Origin of the sequence: Chryseobacterium sp. POL2 (assembly GCF_011058315.1) — a bacterium.
In the GTDB taxonomy this organism is placed as follows: Bacteria; Bacteroidota; Bacteroidia; order Flavobacteriales; family Weeksellaceae; genus Soonwooa.
On sequence record NZ_CP049298.1, the window covers coordinates 2,208,208 to 2,226,518 of the forward strand.

Sequence of the window (18,311 nt, forward strand, 5' to 3'; positions counted from 1 at the left end):
AAAAAACAAAATGTTTCACGTGAAACATTTTTAAATTATTGATACTTTTCTTTATATAATGCTAGATAAAAATCTTCTTTAGAACGCATTGTTTTTTGTTCGTCTTCTGATTTGTCTTTGAAACCAACCAAGTGGAGTAGGCCATGCGCTAATACGCGTCTAAGTTCTTCATCCTTGGATTTTTTCATAAGTTCTGCATTATCTGTTACACGCTGCAAAGATACAAAAATGTCAGCGTTTATTGTTTTGCCTCTTACTTTATCAAATGTAATAATGTCTGTGTAATAATCGTGTTGTAGAAAGTCCTGATTAATTTTTAATAAATAATCATCATTACACAATATGTAATTGATATCGCCAAGTTTTTTGTTTTCTTTTAATATAAGTTCTTCAAGCCATGTAGAATAGCTTGTATGTATTGTATTTTCTACTTCTTCAAAGAAAAATTGTATCATAATTTTAAAACCAGTGTCCCAATATTACACTGAACATTCCTTTTTGTTTGTTAATAGATTGGCTGAAATTAAGTTTAATTTGACCAAAAGGAGATTTGTACCCCGCTGTGATGCCAACCGAACTGTAATTAATTTTAACGGTATTTTCTAAATCAAAATTATCAAATGTGTTGGCAAAGCTAAAGTTTCCAATAATAAAATAGTTTTTGTTAAATCTAAATTGTAAATCGTTGGAAGCTGATAATAAATTATTCTCACCAATTTGGGCAAACTGAAAACCAGGCATAGATTTTATATTTCCTAAATTTTGTTCGAAAATTCCGCCAAGACGGAACTGATAAAAATGTGGAATAATTTCTCCAAAACTGAAGCCACCATACAAAGAAAGCCTGTAGGTGAGTTTTGTAGAAATAGGAAAATTCATTCTTATATCTGCTTTGACTTGGACGGGTTTTTTCTCTAATTCTGAAGAAAATACGTCCAAAACTTTGACTTCACTATTTAGATAAAATCCCCGCGTTGGAAAATCTCTATCGTTTTGTGTGTCGCTTTTTACAAAGGCATACAAATTAAGATATCTGTCGGAATTATAATTTGCACCAACTGCATCTTTTTTATCAAAATAATCAAAGCTAATACCGGTTCCCATGGCGTATTTATCTTTCCATACCGATTGAATATAGGCTTCGTTTCTGAACCATTTCCAATCTTCATAAACTGATTTATTAGCATTTAACAATTCAAAACTCATTCCTGATGCATATAATCCAAAGCCAGGAATGTAGCCATTGTCTATAAAATAATTAAAATAATATCTAGGATTGTCGCCCACAACAAAATCCATCGATAAGTCCGTATTCCTGAACAATAGCCGTTTTGCAGAATAATTAATTAATAAACCTGTCTTAAATATCTCATCATAATGCAGTCCAAATTTTATAAAATGTCTTGTATTATCTTCAGTAACTTCTATTTTTAGATAATTACTGTCTTCATTTTGGATAATATCATAATTTATAAAACGGTAATTATTGGTTGAATACAGCTTATCAATCATTTTGTTGATGCTGCCATAGGTCTGCATCGATGGGGTGTGAAGTCCCATTTTTCCTAAAATATAATTTTTTCCGTAGATATAATTTTTTTCAATGATAAGACTGTCTATTTTATAAACATTGCTGTAGATAGGGTTAATTGGAATTCTAAGACGATCAAATTCGCGCTTAGGAAGCCTATCAAGAACCGTTTCGTATCGCTTTGCCGCAACATACCCGCTATCGAGAATGTTTCGTTTGTTATCATAGCTTGTAGCCGTCATACCCGTTAAATCTGGCTTTATGTTGATATCGGTATATTTATATTGTCGTTTTGTATCCCTTTGAATCCCAAAATCGATGATTTGATTTAAAATCGAAATAATACTTTTGAGGTCATCACGTTTGGCAAGACCTTGGTTGAGATCAACACCTATTACGATGTCAATTCCTCTGTCTTTAAGCGGTTTTGATGGATAATTTACCGTCATTGCGCCATCTACATAAAGACTATCACCAATTTTTACAGGTTCTAAAAGCGAAGGAAATGCGGAACTTGCCATGATAGATTGTACCAAATCACCATTTTCTAATACCTTCATATTTCCGCTTTCCAGATTGGTGGCTACGCATAAAAAAGGAATTGGAAGCTTTGAAAAATCTGTCACTGTGGACACATTTTTAAGCAATTCTTTCAACATATAGACATTGCGCTGACCTGTGGATATAGAAGAAGGAAAACTGGCTTTTCCGTCATGTAATGGAATATTTAAAAGATATTTATCAACGGATTTACTAAAAAATGTAGCATCTTTTCTGGAAGTAGGATCTGTGATTAATGAATAAAAATCTGTATCCATCACAATTTTTTCGATGTCTTTCCCAGTATATCCAGAAGCGTACAAACCGCCGATAATAGCTCCCATACTTGTTCCGGAAATATAATCAATTTTAATTCCTAAAGAATCAATAATTTTTAACACGCCAACATGCGAAAATCCTTTGGCACCGCCGCCACTTAAAGATAGACCAATTTTCGGATTTTGAGGAATAACAAGAGGCTCTTTAACTTGTGCATTAAACAAATTAAAGAGTGTTAAACCAATTAAAATCCAAAAATTCTTCACATTTAGTCTTTTATATAAACTCTTTTTACACGGGGCGAAATAGATGATAGTACTTCGTAAGGTATTGTATTACAATAATTTGAGAATTCAAATAAACTTGGTTTTTCAGAAAAAATTATGACATCATCACCTTCTTTCGCGGAAATATCTGTAACATCAATCATTAACATATCCATACAAACAGTTCCTACAATAGGAACTAATTGATTGTGTACACTAACTTTTCCTACGCCATTCCCAATTAATCGAGGAATTCCATCGGCATATCCAACAGGAATTGTGGCGATTCTGGATTCCTTTTCTGCTTTAAAACGTCGTGCATAACCAACTGTTTCTCCGATGTTTATATCAGAAATTTGAGAAATCACAGTTTTAAAACTAACAGTCGTCTGCATACTTTTTTGAATATTTTCATTATAAGCGATTCCCATCATTCCAATTCCGATTCTCACCATGTCATATTGATCCTCAGTGTAATTAAGAATTCCAGAAGAATTAAGGATATGTCTTATTGGTTGATATCCAAGCAAATCTATTAAATTATTTGATGCTCTTTTAAAATTTTCTAATTGAAATTTTACGTATCCTTTTTCTTCTGGCATATCTGCGGTAGCCAAATGACTGAAAATACTTTGTACTTTGATATTGTTTTCATAGACTATTTTGGAAAGTTCCTCAAGTTCAGTCTCTTTAAAACCTAAACGGTGCATACCAGTTTCTAGCTTAATATGGATAGGATATTTTTCAGTAATACCATGACGTTTTAACTCGTTGCAAAATAAATCTAACACACGAAAGCTGTAGATTTCAGGCTCAAGATTATACTCAATAACAGTTCTGTAACTATGTTGCTCTGGATTCATCACAATAATGGGAGTGGTGATTCCTTTTTTTCGTAAATATGCACCTTCGTCAGCAACAGCAACGCCTAGATAATCAATGTGATGGTGTTGCAAAAACTCAGAGATTTCAAAACTTCCTAAGCCATACGCATTGGCTTTAACCATTGCCATTATTTTGGTTTCTGGTTTTAGTAAAGACTTGTGAATGTTGATGTTATGTAACAAAGCATTGAGATTTACTTCAAGCCGAGTTTCATGTTTTCTTAGTTCTAAAATATCTTTAATACGTTCGATCTCAAATTTTCGTGCACCTTTCAGAAGAATGAGTTGATTTTCAAATTCATCAAAATATTTACTTTCTATGAAATCATGGGTTGAAGTAAATGTATAATTTTTAGTTTTAATTTCATTGGAGAATTTAATTATTTCATTTCCAATGAGATAAACCCGTTCAAAATTTTGTTCATTTACCAGATCAATAACTTCTTTGTAAAAATTATCATCAATATCAGACTCTACAAAATCGGTTAATACCAAAGATTTTTTTGGCTTGTTATATTCTTTAATGAATTGAAATGCTATTTTAAGTGAATCTAAATCTAAGTTATAAGAATCATTAATAATCAAGTTATTACGAACTCCTTCGACACTTTCTAGACGCATTTCTACTGCTTGTAAAGCATTTATTTTCTCAACGATTTTTGCATTAGAAAATCCTAATTCTTTCAATACAGCAATCAATGCTAGGGCATTTGACAATGTTGCGCGGTCTCTGTTATGTGCTTGGAAACTAATTTCTTCATTAAAAACTTGAACAATAATTGGTTCTTTTCTATTGTTAAAATTATTTTTAATGAAAATATTATTGGTAGGATTTAATCCAAAACTTATTAATTTTTTACTTGAATAGGATTTGTTTATTTTATTAACAATCAGTTCTTTATCTCCATTAAAGATAATAACTTTAGAATGTTTGAAAAGTTTTATTTTTTCGTCAATAAGTTGTGCTTCATTTTCAAAATTAGCAGAATGAGCAGAGCCGATATAAGTTAATACACCTATGTTAGGATGGAAAATTTCTTCTTGTTGAGTCATTTCAGTAGGTTTAGAAATGCCAACTTCAAAAATTCCCAATTCATTTTTTGGATTAATCTGTAGTAGAGAAAGGGGAAGTCCTATTTGAGAATTGAAACTTTTCGGACTTTTCACTGTCGAAAACTCGCTCCAAAGACTTTGGTACAGCCATTCTTTAAGAATTGTTTTGCCATTGCTTCCTGTAATGCCAATGCTTTTTATAATTGAATTTTCAAAATGATATTTGGCTAATTGCCTCAAAAATTGCAAACTGTTTTCAACAATAATCCATGTAATGTTAGGATTGTCACTACTTTTTTTCTCAGCAATAATAATTTCAATTCCTTTTTCAATCGCGGATTCTATGTATTTTTCACCAGAATTTTTTGAAGAATTGATTGCAATAAAAGCAGTGTTTTTTGAAGAATAAATACTACGGCTGTCAAAAGCAATATTTTTGACAACGCGTTTTGGGTTACCAATTAGTCCAGCATTGGTAATAAAAGCAATTTCTTGAGTTGTATATTTCATTTTGTTGTAGAATCATTATGATTCTGGATTATTTTTTGACAGAACTTCGTCGATAAAAACCCGTCTGCTAACTGCTTCGTAGCTATCGGTTTCTCCAAGTTCAACAATATCTTTTCCATGTGAAGTCCGCATCGAGTAGTTGGCAAGATTTCCCGTTCTTTTACAAATGGCATGCACTTTTGTAACATATTCTGCAGTTGCCATAAGATTGGGCATTGGTCCAAAAGGCCTTCCGAGAAAATCCATATCGAGTCCAGCAACGACAACTCTTGTGCCAGAATTGGCTAATTGATTGGCAACTTCGACAACACCATCATCGAAAAACTGTGCCTCATCGATGCCGACAACATCGCAATGCGAGCCCAACAACAGAATCTCGTTAGAAGAATCTACCGCTGTACTTCTGATTTTGTTTTGATTGTGCGACACAACATCATCATCCGAATAGCGTGTGTCCACTTTTGGTTTAAAAATTTCAACCGTTTGTCCTGCCATTTCGGCGCGTCTTAATCGGCGAATCAGCTCTTCTGTTTTACCAGAAAACATCGATCCACAGATAACTTCCATCCAACCACTCTGTTTAGAATGATTTATTGTATTTTCTAAAAACATTCTTTAATTTAGCAATTCATAAAGGTGAAAAAATTTCACAACATTTAAGCTTTTTTTTAAGCTTTTGTCTTGTAAAAATTTCGCTGTAAAATGAAGTTCAAAATTACGAAAAAGATAATAAGATTGTTATGAACGGACTACAAGAAATCCAAGACGAGTTGTTTCTTGATATTCAAAATATTATTGAGGAATTGACTGAAATTTCATCCATCGATGAGCTTCTTCAAAAAGAAAAATTAATAAAAGAATTGTCAGAAAAGGCAACTTTCTTAAAACTAAGTGAAGCATTTGGACTTAATAATCTTGTTTCAAAATCTAATACCGCCGTGCCAATTGTTTTAAGTCCAGAAACTGAAACTGTTTTTGAAGACGAAATGTTAGAAGAGCCAGAATTGGAAGAAGTTATAGATGACGGAGATCTGGACCTTAATGATAATCAAATTTTAGCAGAAGCGCATCAGGAAGAATTGCTTGAAGAAGTGGAGGAAAAGCTTGTTGATGAAGATGAGCTTGAAAATGACCAACTAGATTTGTACGACAACGAAATGTTAAAAGATGATGATACTGAGCATCACGAAGAACATATTGATTCGAAAATTGAAGAATCGGCTTCGTTTTTAAATAATGAAAGTCAGTTTTCTTTTGCGCTAGATAATTCAGCTGAAGAACAAAAAGTTGAAGAGCCGAGTTTGATTTCCGAAATTTTTGTGTCAGAAGAAGAATCGGATGTTGATAATGTTGAAGAAATTAAGGCAGAAAATAAAGATGAATCTGAAATTGTTGAAGAAGAACCAAGCCAAGACTTAGAAAAAAATACGGAAGTTGCAGAGCCTCAAGAAGAAATTGCAGCCAGAATTGAAGAAAAACTTCATGATTCGATTTTTGAAAGTGACGAAGCAAATGCCAATGCTAAAAAAATAAAATTGGCAAACATCAAAGGAATTGGTAAAACATTATTTGATGACGATCCCTTGGAAAAAATTATATTTACTGATTCGCCAACTTTGGAAACTAAGATTACTGGCAGTCTTAGTAAAAGCAATATGCCGACAGATTACATGGAGGCACCAAAACCAAAACCAGAATTTCGTCTCGACCTGAATGATAAAATAGCCTTCTCGCAACATTTGTTCAAAAACAGTCAAGTAGAACTCAACCAGGTAGTTACTCGCCTTAACGAATTTGATAATGTTGATGATGCTAAAGAATTTTTGAGCGATTTATATTACAACCGAGGTTGGGAAAAAGTTGATAGTTACGCACAGCGTCTTTGGACTTTGGTAGAAAATCGATTTTTATAATGAGTGGTATTTTATATTTTGTTCCTACGCCAGTCGGAAATCTTGAGGATATGACCTTCCGAGCAATAAAAGTTCTAAAAGAAGTCGACTATATTTTGTGTGAAGACACCAGAACTTCAGGTATTTTATTAAAGCATTACGAAATATCTAAGCCGTTAAGATCCTATCACTTACACAACGAACATCAAGCAACGGATAAGGTGATTCAGGATTTGCAAAATGGACAACATATTGCAATTATCACCGATGCAGGAACTCCAGGGATTTCGGATCCTGGCTATTTGTTAGCAAAGGCAGGTGCTGATAACGATATCGAAATGATCTGTTTGCCTGGCGCTACAGCCTTCGTTCCAGCTTTGGTTGTTTCGGGTTTACCGAATCATGATTTTTATTTTGCTGGATTTTTACCACAGAGAAAGGGTCGTCAAACCAAGTTAAAGCAACTTGCTGAAGAGAAGAAAACCATCATTCTTTATGAAAGTCCGCATAAGATAAATACCACACTAGAACAAATTAAAGAGTTTTTCGGTGAACATACTAAAGTAAGTCTTAGCCGAGAAATTTCTAAAAAATTTGAAGAAACTAAACGTGGGACAATCAATGAGTTAATTGAGTTTTCTAAAAGTAAAACTTTAAAAGGGGAAATCGTTTTAATAGTTAATAATGTAATATGATGTAGGAGCCTTTTTAGAGCTCAAAACCCTAACAAGGCTATTAACACAAAATATTATTCGTTACATTTGGTTTAAGAAAAAGATAAAATAATATATGAAATTATTAGAAGGAAAAGTGGCGCTAATCACTGGAGCAACACGAGGAATAGGAAAAGGCATTGCTGAAATTTTTGCAGCGCAAGGCGCACAAGTAGCCTTTACTTATGCAGGATCAGTTGATAAAGCCAAAGCTTTGGAAGAAGAACTCTCAAAGTTGACAAAAGTAAAATCTTATCAGTCGGATGCTTCAGATTTTGATGCTGCTCAAAAGTTGGTGGATGATGTTATGGCTGAATTTGGACAGATTGATATCTTGATAAATAATGCAGGAATTACAAAAGATAATTTGATGTTGAGAATGTCAAAAGACGATTGGGATACCATTATTAAAGTGAATTTAGATTCTGTATTTAATCTTACAAAAGCGGTGATTAAGCCGATGATGAAAGCAAAATCGGGGTCAATTATCAACATGTCATCGGTTGTTGGGGTTAAAGGAAATGCCGGACAAGCTAACTATGCGGCTTCTAAGGCTGGGGTTATTGGTTTTTCTAAATCAATAGCTTTAGAACTTGGTTCGCGCAACATTCGTTGTAATGTTATTGCGCCAGGTTTTATTGAAACTGAAATGACTGCCGTTTTGGATGAAAATACAGTAAAAGGCTGGAGAGAAGCCATTCCGTTGAAGCGCGGTGGACAACCACAAGATGTTGCCAATGCTTGTGTGTTTCTAGGAAGCGATATGTCAGGCTATATCACAGGACAAGTCATCAATGTTGATGGAGGAATGTTAACTTAGGCCCAAAATTAAATTTAAAATATTGCAGCTTTCGGGCTGCTTTTTTTATATCTTCATTGTAATGATTGATTTCCCCATAACGCTTCATTTTTTCGGTTATGATGTATTGTTGCATCCCATCATGGAAAGTTTTGGGATTTTTCTTGCGATGCGTTACTATTATTTTCTAAAGCGACGTTCTACAGAAAAAATGTCGCTTACAGTTTCTTTAGCCGTTATTATTGGTGCAACTGGCGGTGCTTTATTGGGTTCTAAACTTATCGGAAATCTTGAAGATCCATTTACTCTTTTTAATCAACAGTTTAATTTGAAAGAGTTTTGGTCCAGTAATACCATTGTTGGTGGATTAGCGTTTGGACTTATAGGAGTAGAACTTGCTAAAAAAATGGTAAAACATAAAGAAAGCACGGGTGATTTAATTGTTTTTCCGCTTATTCTCGCCATGATTATCGGGAGAATTGGTTGTTTCTTAACGGGAGTTTATGAAGAAACTTATGGACTTCCCACCAATTCAATTTTTGGAATGTATCTCGGTGATGATTACAAAAGACATCCCGTTGCTTTATATGAAATTGTCTTCTTAATTTTCCTTTGGTTTATTTTAAAGAAAATAAAAAAGAAAAATACTTATCCATCGGGATTTGTGTTTCAAATGTTCATGTTGAGTTACTTCATTTTCAGGTTTTTATTAGATTTTATAAAACCTAAAGTTAATTTAATTTTTAATCTTGGAACCATACAAATTGTAAGTCTGTTTGTGATAATTTACTACATTTATAAGATTAGAAATTCTTTAAACTCTAATTTTAAAACACAAATCACATACTAACATGAAAAATTCTTTAATATTACTAGAAGTAGGCAATCTTGGAGGTATTGTTGTTATGATTTTTGCAATAATTGGCATTGGTGCTTTCGTATTATCCTTAATCGTTGCTGGAATTTATAAATTAATTTATGAATTTAAAGGCACGAAAAAGCTTTCTAAATCCCAATTTTGGCAGGTTGTTCTTGTCTGTTTGTTTATTTGCGGACTTATAACAGGAATGATTTGTATGTAATTTTAAAAAAAATAAAATGCCAGTAAGAAATTATACCTATTACGATTATACACTAAGTCTTTGTCCAGAATGTTTGAAGCGTGTTGGCGCGAAAATTATTATCGAAGATGAGAATGTTTTCATGACCAAACGTTGTCCAGCTCATGGATTTTTCAAAACAAAAATTGCCACAGATGTTGACTATTACAAAAACATCAGAAACTACAACAAAGCTTCGGAAATGCCCGTTCATTTTGGGACAGATGTTCTTTACGGCTGCCCTTACGATTGCGGATTGTGTGTAGATCACGAGCAACACAGTTGTTTGTCGATTGTAGAAGTTACAGATCGTTGTAATCTCACCTGTCCGACTTGTTATGCCATGTCTTCGCCACATTACGGAAGTCACAGAAGTTTGGAGGAAATAGAAGCCATGTTTGATATCATTGTAAAAAATGAAGGTGAACCCGATGTGGTGCAAATTAGCGGCGGCGAACCTACCATACATCCAGAGTTTTTTAAAATTATGGATATTGCCAAGTCGAAACCAATTAAACATTTAATGTTGAACACCAACGGAATTAGGATTGCAAATGATCCTGGTTTTGCAGAAAAATTGGCAACTTATGCTCCCGAATTTGAAGTTTATCTTCAGTTTGACTCTTTTAAACCTGAAGTTTTAGACGATTTTAGAGGAAAAGATTTGACGGATGTTCGCATGAAAGCGCTTGAAAAATTAAATGCGCTCAATCTTTCAACAACTTTGGTGGTGGTTCTTCAACAAGGGAAAAATATTGACGAAATTGGTAAAATCATAGATTTTGCTTTGAAACAAAAATGCGTTCGTGGAATTACTTTTCAACCCGTGGAAATTGCAGGAAGAAACCGTGAAGATTCTGCGTACGAAAAAATTACACTTACGGAAGTTCGTCAAGAAATTCTCAACCAGTTTCCTTTGTTAAATTCAGATGATATTATTCCTGTTCCGTGTAATCCAGATGCTTTGGCGATGGGTTATGTTTTAAAAATAGACAATGAAATTATTCCTTTAACCCGATACATCAATCCTGCTGATTTACTGAATAATGAATCCAAAAACACCATTGTTTATGAACAAGATGAGGGTTTGAAAATGCAGCTCATCGATATTTTTAGTACGGGAATTTCTGTGGATAAAGTTCAGCCAAAAGTTAACCAATTGTTGTGTTGCCTTCCAGAAGTTGTGGCGCCAGATTTGGGTTATGATAATCTTTTCAGAATCATCATTATGAATTTTATGGATGCTCATGATTTTGATGTTCGAGCAGTGAAAAAATCTTGTGTACATATCGTGAATAAAGATTTAAAGCTCATCCCTTTCGAAACGATGAATCTTTTTACAGAGATGATAAACAGAAACATTTGGAAGAATTAAGAAAAGATACAAGGGTTTTATTTTAATAAATTTAATTTCAAGAAATTCGCATAAGCTAGTTTTTGTCTGTATTTTTGTCCTTTTAGTAAGAAATAATGTTAGAAATTAATCAGAAAACATATAAAAATCCACTTTTTGTCTTTGCATTAGAAAGTGAAGCAGGCGTTGAATTTAAAGATGAAAATAAAGTCTTTATTGGTGTGGGAAAAGTAAATGCAACCTATTATTTAATGAAAGCTTTACACGAGCATCAGCCAGATGTTGTCATCAATTTAGGAACGGCGGGAAGTACGACTTTTAATAGAGGAGAAGTGGTTTGTTGTAACCAATTTATCCAACGAGATATGGAGGTGATGGCTTTAGGATTTCAAAAATTTGAAACGCCTTTTGAGAACTCTTCAATTATTCTTAATCATGGAATTGTATTAGCACATTTGCCTATCGGGATTTGTGGAAGTGGCGATCAATTTGAGATGGAGCATAACAACCATGAATACAACGTTATTGATATGGAAGCTTTTGCTTTGGCGAAAGTTTGTCAGCTAGAACAAATAGATTTTCTGTGTTTAAAATATATTTCTGACGGCGCCGACGGAAATGCGGTTGACGATTGGACTACGGAAGTTAAAAAAGCAGCAAAAGCTTTAAAAGTAGCTTTGGATAAATAAAATAAGGACTCAATTTTGAGTCCTTATTTGTTTTAGAATTTCATGATAGCATCGAGTTCTTTCATATATTCATAATCGGTAAGATCAAATTTAACAGGGACAATAGAGATATATCCATCTGCTAGAGCCGTTTCGTCAGCATCTTCAGATTGGTCCATGTTGTTAAAATATCCCGACAGCCAATAATATTTTTTACCATGGGGATTGATACGTTCGTCGAAACTTTCTTCCCATTTTGCATGAGCTTGTTTGCAAACTTTAACCCCTTTTATCTCATCTTTCGAAAGTTTTGGAATATTAACATTCAGCACAACGCCTTTGGGCATTGGTTTTTCTAAAGTTTTCAAAACAATTTTTTGAATATATTCTTTGGCTTGTCCAAAATCGGCGTCCCATGAAAAGTCCAATAAGGAAAATCCAATAGCTTGAAGTCCTTCTACACCGGCTTCTACTGCGGCAGACATCGTTCCAGAATAGATGACATTTATGGAAGAATTAGCCCCATGATTAATACCCGAAACAACGATGTCGGGTTTTCTTGTTAAAACTTTGTCCAGTGCAAATTTGACACAGTCAACAGGTGTTCCGCTAAGTGAAAAATCTTTCTGTGGGCCTTCAAGATTAATTTCTTCGTATGTTAAAGTAGAATTAATAGTTATGGCGTGACCTTTTCCACTTTGTGGCGAGTTAGGTGCAACTACGACTACCTCGCCTATTTCGTTCATAAATTCCACCAAATTTCTAATGCCAGGCGCCGTAATGCCGTCGTCATTAGTTACCAAAATCAAAGGTTTTTTCATAATAATAGTCAAAAATGTTTAGCAAAGTATCTTTCAATTGAAAATTACTTTTAAGAATTACACAAAATTAGTTAAAATATAGTAGCAGAATAGAAATAAGGTATTAAATTTGATGTCAGTTTCGCTTAGAATTTTGAAATTATTTTCTTAGCATCTGTAACAAAAATTAAAAACTTTTTACCAATATTTATCATTTAAGTACTTTATATGTTTAAAAATTTTAAATGGAACAGAATATTAATGTTTGCGCCACTTATGACGCTGATGTTTTGTTTCAACGCACCACAGAATGATGATGAAAAGATGCAAACCATAATGGTAAGCGTCAAAAATACACTTTCATATTTACATTATTCACCAAAACCGATTAACGACGCTTATTCTGCGGAAGTTTATAACAAGTTTTTCGAGTCTGCTGATCCTGACAAAAGAATTTTTCTTCAGTCAGATATGGATGAGTTTGCAAAGCACAAAACAAAACTTGATGATTATCTTAACAATGGTGATCTTACGTTTTATAAAACCACAACGGATCGCCTTTATAAGAGATTGGATGATGTCGATAAAATGACACAAGAAATTTTGAGCAAGCCTATTGATCTTAACGAAGATGACAGTATGATTCTTGAACCAAAGTTGAAGAAAAATGCCATAAATAGTGCCGAGCAAAAAGCAGAATGGAAACGTTATGTAAAATACTATATCCTTCGCGAAATGGAGTCTCTTAACAATAAAGAAGAAACTCAAAAGAAAAAAAAGGATTCTGTTATCGCTAACAAATTGAAAGATACCATAAAACTTGACATTTTATCAAGCGAACAAAAACGTATCAAAGCACAAAGCGAGGTTAAAGATTTGATTACCGATATGTTCCGTCGTTACAAAAAGAGAAAACAAAACGACTGGTTCACAGTTTATATGAATGCTTATACGGAAGTTTTTGATCCGCATACGAACTATTTTTCACCAAAAGATAAAGAAGATTTTGACACCAATTTTACAGGTAAGATTATTGGTATCGGCGCTTTAATTCAAGAGAAAAAAGGTTATCTGTATTTAGGCGATTTAACGATTGGTGCGCCAGCGTGGAAATCTAAACAACTTACCAAAGGTGATAAAATACTAAAAGTTCGTTCAAAACCTAAAGAAGATCCTGTGAATGTTGTAGGAATGTTGACAGAAGAAGCCGTAAGACTTATTCGCGGTGAAAAAGGAACACCTGTTACACTTACTGTAGAAAAAACAGATGGAACCGTGAAAGATGTTACATTAATTCGTGAAGAAGTTGCGATAGAAGATACTTATGCCAGAAGCTCTATCATTAATTCTCCAAATGGTAAAAAATTAGGCTACGTTTATTTGCCTGGATTCTATGCAGATTTTGAAGATAGTAAAGGTAGAAATGCTTCCGATGATTTAAAAGCGGAATTGCTAAAATTAAAAGCACAAAAAGTTGAAGGTATTGTTCTTGATCTTAGAAATAATGGTGGCGGTTCTTTAACAGAAGTTGTGGATATTATGGGATTGTTTATTAACGCAGGTCCGGTTGTTCAGGTTAAAGATGGCAATGGAAAAATTAATGTTCTTAATAACAAAACCAGCGCACCAGTATGGACAGGACCGCTTGTTGTGATGCAAAACGAACTTTCTGCTTCGGCATCAGAGATTTTGACAGGCGCCATGCAAGATTATGGTAGAGCAGCGGTTATAGGTTCTCCACAATCTTTTGGTAAAGGAACTGTGCAAACTTTTGTGTCGCTCAATAGATTTTTAAATTCTAATGATGATTTTGGAGACCTTAAATTAACCATTCAAAAATATTATCGTGTAACGGGCGAGTCAACACAAAGAAAAGGTGTAGAATCCGATGTTAAAATGCAAGATCTATTTACCTATGCAGAGATTGGAGAGCGATATGATCAATTTGCTTTGCCTTGGGATAAAATAGCGCCCGCTAAGTTTAACAAAGTAAAAGACATCAATACCGCAGCACTTCAACAATCTATTGATTCTAAAATTAAAAATAATGCCAATTATCAGCTTTTGATAGAATCAGCAAAATGGAGAGAAAAATTATCTAAAGAAGAAAAAATAACGTTGAATGAAACAAAATATTTGGCTTTGATGAAAGAAAGAAAAGCCCAGATTGAAAAATTCAAAGCCTTAGATAAATACAATAATGGGCTCAAAATTTCCTTGCATGCTGACGAAGTAGCAAGAGAGAAAAAAGATGAAGCTTTTGCTAAAAAATCTGAAAACTGGATTAAAAACCTACAGAAAGACTTTTATCTCAAGGAAACTTTAGACGCATTAGAACAATCTACTAAATAAACAAAAAAAAGCTGTCTCAAAAGCACCCCCTCTCTCGGACTCCTATCTGACAACTTTAGTCATTTAGAAGATTCTCAGAGTATTGGTTTACCTTTTGAGACAGCCTCGTTTTTATTTCTATTATTTAAATTCTGTATCTGCTGAGGGACCATAGCTTTCAGGAAGCGGAATGTCATTTAAGCGATAATATACGCCAAGTTGCGCGCGATGGTGTGTAGCCTGATTAAGAGCATGTCGAATGGCGCCATACTTACTCCATTCCATCAGCGTCTTGCCATTCATTTTTATCGCCCAGTTGGGTTCTAGCTGCTCCTCTGTTGCTGCTTCTAGACTTTCTAAACCTGACTTGTAAGAATTGTCCAACATGTTAAGCAGGTCTTCTTTATTAGTTGCTTTGGGTGGATTATATTCATTTTTACCGAAATCAAGTTCGGATGTATCAAGAATATATTTTGGCCAACCGAAAACTTCTGAAATGTGTGCCGCAAGAGGCATCATTTTCATGCTTTTGTCGTGAGGAGAATAATCGTTTTTGTTTTCTGGAAATCGCTCGAAGAAACGTCGGGTCGTTTCGTATTCGCTTTTAAGCTCTGATTTTAAATGTTTTAAAGTATCCATATCTTATGTTTTTAAAAAATAAAATTACAAAGAATAACATCAAAACTATATTAAAGAAGTGATAAAAAAAACACCTACAGATGAATGTAGGTGTTTTACTTTTAAAAGCTCCTCCTGCTGGGCTCGAACCAGCGACCCTCTGATTAACAGTCAGATGCTCTAACCAACTGAGCTAAGGAGGAATGTCCTTTGTTTAAAGTGGTGCAAATATAAAACGAATTTATATTTGCACCAAATTTTTCAAGAACTTTTTCTGATTTTTTTATCTAGAATCGTCCAGTAATCCATTTAACAATGTCATTTCCAAAGATTAAGACCATTAATCCTAGTAAGAAGATGACACCAATCATTTGGGCGTTTTCCAAAACTTTTTGTGGAACAGGTTTTCCTGTAATCATTTCCCAAAGCGTAAACATCACGTGACCACCGTCTAATCCAGGAATCGGGATTAGATTAAGGAATGCTAACCAAACAGAGAACATTGCTGTAAAACTCCAGAAAAATTCCCAATTGATCGTGGTTGGCATTTGTTTGATAATTCCGATTGGGCCAGATACTTTTTTGTAACCTTCGGTTTTGCTATTAAAGATAATTTTGAATTGCTTTACCTGCATTACCAAAACATCAATAGTACGTTCAAAACCTCTAGGGATAGCTTGTAAGAAGGTATAGCTTTTAACAACTTCAGTTTTATTTAATTCTTTTTGAGCAACTTCCAGACTAAAAGAAAAGCCTAATTTTCCATCTTTTCCAACATTAATTTGTAAATCTTGAATTTGGTTGTTTCTAAGAACTTTCATGCTAATTGGTTTGCCTGCATTTTGAGCTAAAGCTGAAGTTACCTGGTCGTAATATTCTGTTTTTTGGTTGTTAATTTCTACAATTTTATCACCTTTTAGTAATCCCATCTTTGCTGCTGGCATATTAGGAACAATGCTATCAACAACAGCAGGAAAACGATTGCTGAAATATAATTTCGCTTCATTGGCTTTCAAAACTTCGGCAACGCCATCTTCGTTAACAGGGAAGGTAACTTCCTGACCATCGCGCAAAACTGTAACATCGTTCGCGAATAACATGTTCATAATTGACGTTTGCATACGCTCGGCAGGTTTTCCGTCTATTTTCAGAATTTTATCACCTGTTTTTAAGCCCATTTTTTCGCCTTCTGAAGTGACAGCTATTCCTGCTTCAAATTTGGAATTGTCGTAATATTTTTCACCTTTAAAATAAGATAAACAAGAATAGATTAACCATGCTAAAAAGAAGTTAACCGTAACACCACCTAGCATGATGATAAGACGTTGCCAAGCTGGTTTTGCTCGAAACTCCCAAGGTTCTGCAGGTTTTTTAAGTTGTTCGGTATCCATACTCTCATCAACCATTCCGGCAATTTTCACGTAACCTCCTAAAGGAAGCCAACCAATACCATATTCGGTATCACCGATTTTCTTTTTAACCACAGAAAACCAAGGGTCAAAGAATAGATAAAATTTTTCAACTTTAGTTTTAAAAAGTTTTGCTGGGATAAAATGTCCTAATTCGTGTAGAATAACAAGAATTGAAATACTCAGTATAAATTGAAATAACTGTTCTGGTGCCATTTATTTTGTTTAAAATTAAATTACGCAAAGGTAAGCAATTGGCTTAGATTCTTAACAAGAAAAAGGCCTTATCCACAAGATAAGACCTTTTTTAACTTATTTTTATAATAATTGTTTATTTTAAAACATATTTGAAACCTAAAGTAAAGCGACCAGCTTCGAAGTTAGAGTCATTAGAAAGGTTCCACCAAGGCTTCCAGTCAAAGCTCATTGCTAATGGAGCAGATGGGATTTTGTATTCTAAACCTAATTGTGGTCTAATGGCAAAAGATGTATCACTATGACCGCCAGCTTTCCAAAAAGTAAGTTGTGGACCAACACCAACATACCATCCAAGACCTCCAGCACCGCTGAATTTTTCGTTATAAGTATAATCTGCACCCAAGACGGTGGTGTTGTCTCCGAATAATACCTGCAAATTACCAGCATTTCTTCCATCGAAAGAGTGTTTGTACTGAGGACCAAATAATGTTGGGCCATCTCCTAGATCTACAGCGATACCTAATGCGTCTTTATACGATTGTGCTTGTACGAATTGGCTTCCTAGGGCTACTGCACCTAATAAAGCGATTGATTTAACTAAGTTTTTCATTATTGTAAATTTTAATTGTTTGTGTCTATTTTGTATTTTATTCTTATAAATTAATAACGACTCCTAATCCGCCACGATTTCCTAGCTCCACAAATCCACCGATTTTATCCGTAAAGAAATAGCGTACACCAACATGCGCACCAAGATCAAAAGTGTCTCCTAACACACCTAGCGTTACACCAGGATAAATATCAAAATTATCATCAAGACTTAATAAATCTTGCAAATGGTAATTAAAACGCCCATGAATAGAAAAGTCCGAGCCATGATCGTCTTTTCCGAAGTAAAGTCCTAATCCTGCACCAACAGAAATAGCATCTGTTACACCATAATCGTAACTGCCTTTAAAACCAAGACCTTCGTTTCCGTAAAAATTAAAGCCAGCCTGAACTTTTTGATCGCCTTTACCATTCCAAGCTTGTGCAGTGGCTGTTGTCATCATAAAGCAGCCCATAACTGCTATCATCAATTTCTTCATAAGATTTCTTCTGTTAAAGTGCTCATCAAAAATAAGACCAAGATTTTATGAATAGCATAGTTTTTTTAACAAAAAATAATATAATATTGTGTTAAAAGCTTCATAATTAATAGGTTTGGATGAATAATGTTCTGTTGTTTTTTAGTATAAAATAATATTTTAAAACTAATATGATTTTGAAATTAAAAAGTAAATTCTTTTAAAAAAATCAAATAGTAATTACTCCAAAATCATCGTTTTAAAATGAGTTTTCGTTCCAGAAATGCCATGGATTTTGC

The 18,311-nt window shown here is 33.9% G+C and carries 16 protein-coding genes, 1 tRNA gene and 1 pseudogene; 8 read left to right on the top strand and 10 right to left on the bottom strand.

What is annotated here, in order from left to right; all coding sequences use genetic code 11:
* Positions 1–35 precede the first annotated feature (35 nt).
* From ybeY to G6R40_RS10325, 4 genes are read right to left on the bottom strand one after another with little or no spacing between them, the layout of a single operon-like run.
* Positions 36–455, bottom strand: coding sequence for an rRNA maturation RNase YbeY (ybeY, locus tag G6R40_RS10310; RefSeq protein WP_165134940.1), 420 nt, complete (start codon positions 453–455; stop codon positions 36–38).
* Positions 456–459: 4 nt separating this feature from the next.
* Positions 460–2,616: a patatin-like phospholipase family protein gene (locus G6R40_RS10315; protein WP_165134942.1), complete on the bottom strand. Its 2,157-nt coding sequence runs from the start codon at positions 2,614–2,616 to the stop codon at positions 460–462.
* A gap of 2 nt (positions 2,617–2,618) precedes the next feature.
* Positions 2,619–5,063, bottom strand: a complete 2,445-nt coding sequence (locus G6R40_RS10320; RefSeq protein ID WP_165134945.1) for a bifunctional UDP-N-acetylmuramoyl-tripeptide:D-alanyl-D-alanine ligase/alanine racemase — start codon at positions 5,061–5,063, stop codon at positions 2,619–2,621.
* Between the two features lie 15 nt (positions 5,064–5,078).
* Positions 5,079–5,675: a thymidine kinase gene (locus tag G6R40_RS10325; protein WP_165134948.1), complete on the bottom strand. Its 597-nt coding sequence runs from the start codon at positions 5,673–5,675 to the stop codon at positions 5,079–5,081.
* A gap of 128 nt (positions 5,676–5,803) precedes the next feature.
* Here G6R40_RS10325 and G6R40_RS10330 point away from each other — a divergent pair, with 128 nt between their 5' ends.
* The 7 genes and pseudogenes from G6R40_RS10330 to G6R40_RS10360 all read left to right on the top strand — a co-directional run bounded on the left by G6R40_RS10330 (position 5,804) and on the right by G6R40_RS10360 (position 11,610).
* Positions 5,804–6,976, top strand: coding sequence for a hypothetical protein (locus G6R40_RS10330; protein WP_165134951.1), 1,173 nt, complete (start codon positions 5,804–5,806; stop codon positions 6,974–6,976).
* The gene (rsmI, locus tag G6R40_RS10335; protein ID WP_165134954.1) at positions 6,976–7,650 is read left to right on the top strand and encodes a 16S rRNA (cytidine(1402)-2'-O)-methyltransferase; all 675 of its coding nucleotides are present in this window, start codon (positions 6,976–6,978) and stop codon (positions 7,648–7,650) included. The genes G6R40_RS10330 and rsmI overlap by 1 nt, the downstream gene beginning before the upstream one ends.
* Positions 7,651–7,744: 94 nt before the next feature.
* A complete protein-coding gene (gene fabG, locus G6R40_RS10340) occupies positions 7,745–8,488 on the top strand; it encodes a 3-oxoacyl-[acyl-carrier-protein] reductase (RefSeq protein WP_165134957.1) in 744 nt (247 codons plus the stop codon).
* A 61-nt stretch (positions 8,489–8,549) separates the two neighbouring features.
* The gene (locus G6R40_RS10345) at positions 8,550–9,317 is read left to right on the top strand and encodes a prolipoprotein diacylglyceryl transferase (protein ID WP_165134960.1); all 768 of its coding nucleotides are present in this window, start codon (positions 8,550–8,552) and stop codon (positions 9,315–9,317) included.
* Position 9,318: 1 nt separating this feature from the next.
* The gene (locus G6R40_RS10350; protein WP_165134963.1) at positions 9,319–9,549 is read left to right on the top strand and encodes a hypothetical protein; all 231 of its coding nucleotides are present in this window, start codon (positions 9,319–9,321) and stop codon (positions 9,547–9,549) included.
* Positions 9,550–9,565: 16 nt separating this feature from the next.
* Positions 9,566–10,968 (top strand): annotated as a pseudogene (locus G6R40_RS10355) (radical SAM protein).
* Positions 10,969–11,037: 69 nt separating this feature from the next.
* The gene (locus G6R40_RS10360) at positions 11,038–11,610 is read left to right on the top strand and encodes a 5'-methylthioadenosine/S-adenosylhomocysteine nucleosidase (RefSeq protein WP_165134966.1); all 573 of its coding nucleotides are present in this window, start codon (positions 11,038–11,040) and stop codon (positions 11,608–11,610) included.
* A gap of 32 nt (positions 11,611–11,642) precedes the next feature.
* Here G6R40_RS10360 and surE read toward each other — a convergent pair whose 3' ends face one another.
* Positions 11,643–12,410 (bottom strand): 5'/3'-nucleotidase SurE, encoded by a 768-nt coding sequence (gene surE / locus G6R40_RS10365; protein ID WP_165134969.1) that lies wholly within the window; start codon positions 12,408–12,410, stop codon positions 11,643–11,645.
* 207 nt (positions 12,411–12,617) lie between these two features.
* On the opposite strand from surE, the gene G6R40_RS10370 reads away from it, so the two are divergent.
* Positions 12,618–14,741: a carboxy terminal-processing peptidase gene (locus tag G6R40_RS10370; protein WP_165134972.1), complete on the top strand. Its 2,124-nt coding sequence runs from the start codon at positions 12,618–12,620 to the stop codon at positions 14,739–14,741.
* Between the two features lie 120 nt (positions 14,742–14,861).
* Here the strand turns inward: G6R40_RS10370 and G6R40_RS10375 are convergent, their stop codons facing one another.
* The 5 genes from G6R40_RS10375 to G6R40_RS10395 all read right to left on the bottom strand — a co-directional run bounded on the left by G6R40_RS10375 (position 14,862) and on the right by G6R40_RS10395 (position 18,033).
* Positions 14,862–15,359, bottom strand: a complete 498-nt coding sequence (locus tag G6R40_RS10375) for a DinB family protein (protein ID WP_165134975.1) — start codon at positions 15,357–15,359, stop codon at positions 14,862–14,864.
* 108 nt (positions 15,360–15,467) lie between these two features.
* A tRNA-Asn gene (locus G6R40_RS10380) sits at positions 15,468–15,541 on the bottom strand.
* Between the two features lie 84 nt (positions 15,542–15,625).
* Positions 15,626–16,963, bottom strand: a complete 1,338-nt coding sequence (rseP, locus tag G6R40_RS10385) for an RIP metalloprotease RseP (RefSeq protein ID WP_165134978.1) — start codon at positions 16,961–16,963, stop codon at positions 15,626–15,628.
* A 115-nt stretch (positions 16,964–17,078) separates the two neighbouring features.
* Positions 17,079–17,555: a hypothetical protein gene (locus G6R40_RS10390; RefSeq protein ID WP_165134981.1), complete on the bottom strand. Its 477-nt coding sequence runs from the start codon at positions 17,553–17,555 to the stop codon at positions 17,079–17,081.
* Positions 17,556–17,598: 43 nt separating this feature from the next.
* The gene (locus G6R40_RS10395) at positions 17,599–18,033 is read right to left on the bottom strand and encodes a DUF6646 family protein (protein ID WP_165134984.1); all 435 of its coding nucleotides are present in this window, start codon (positions 18,031–18,033) and stop codon (positions 17,599–17,601) included.
* Positions 18,034–18,311 lie beyond the last annotated feature (278 nt).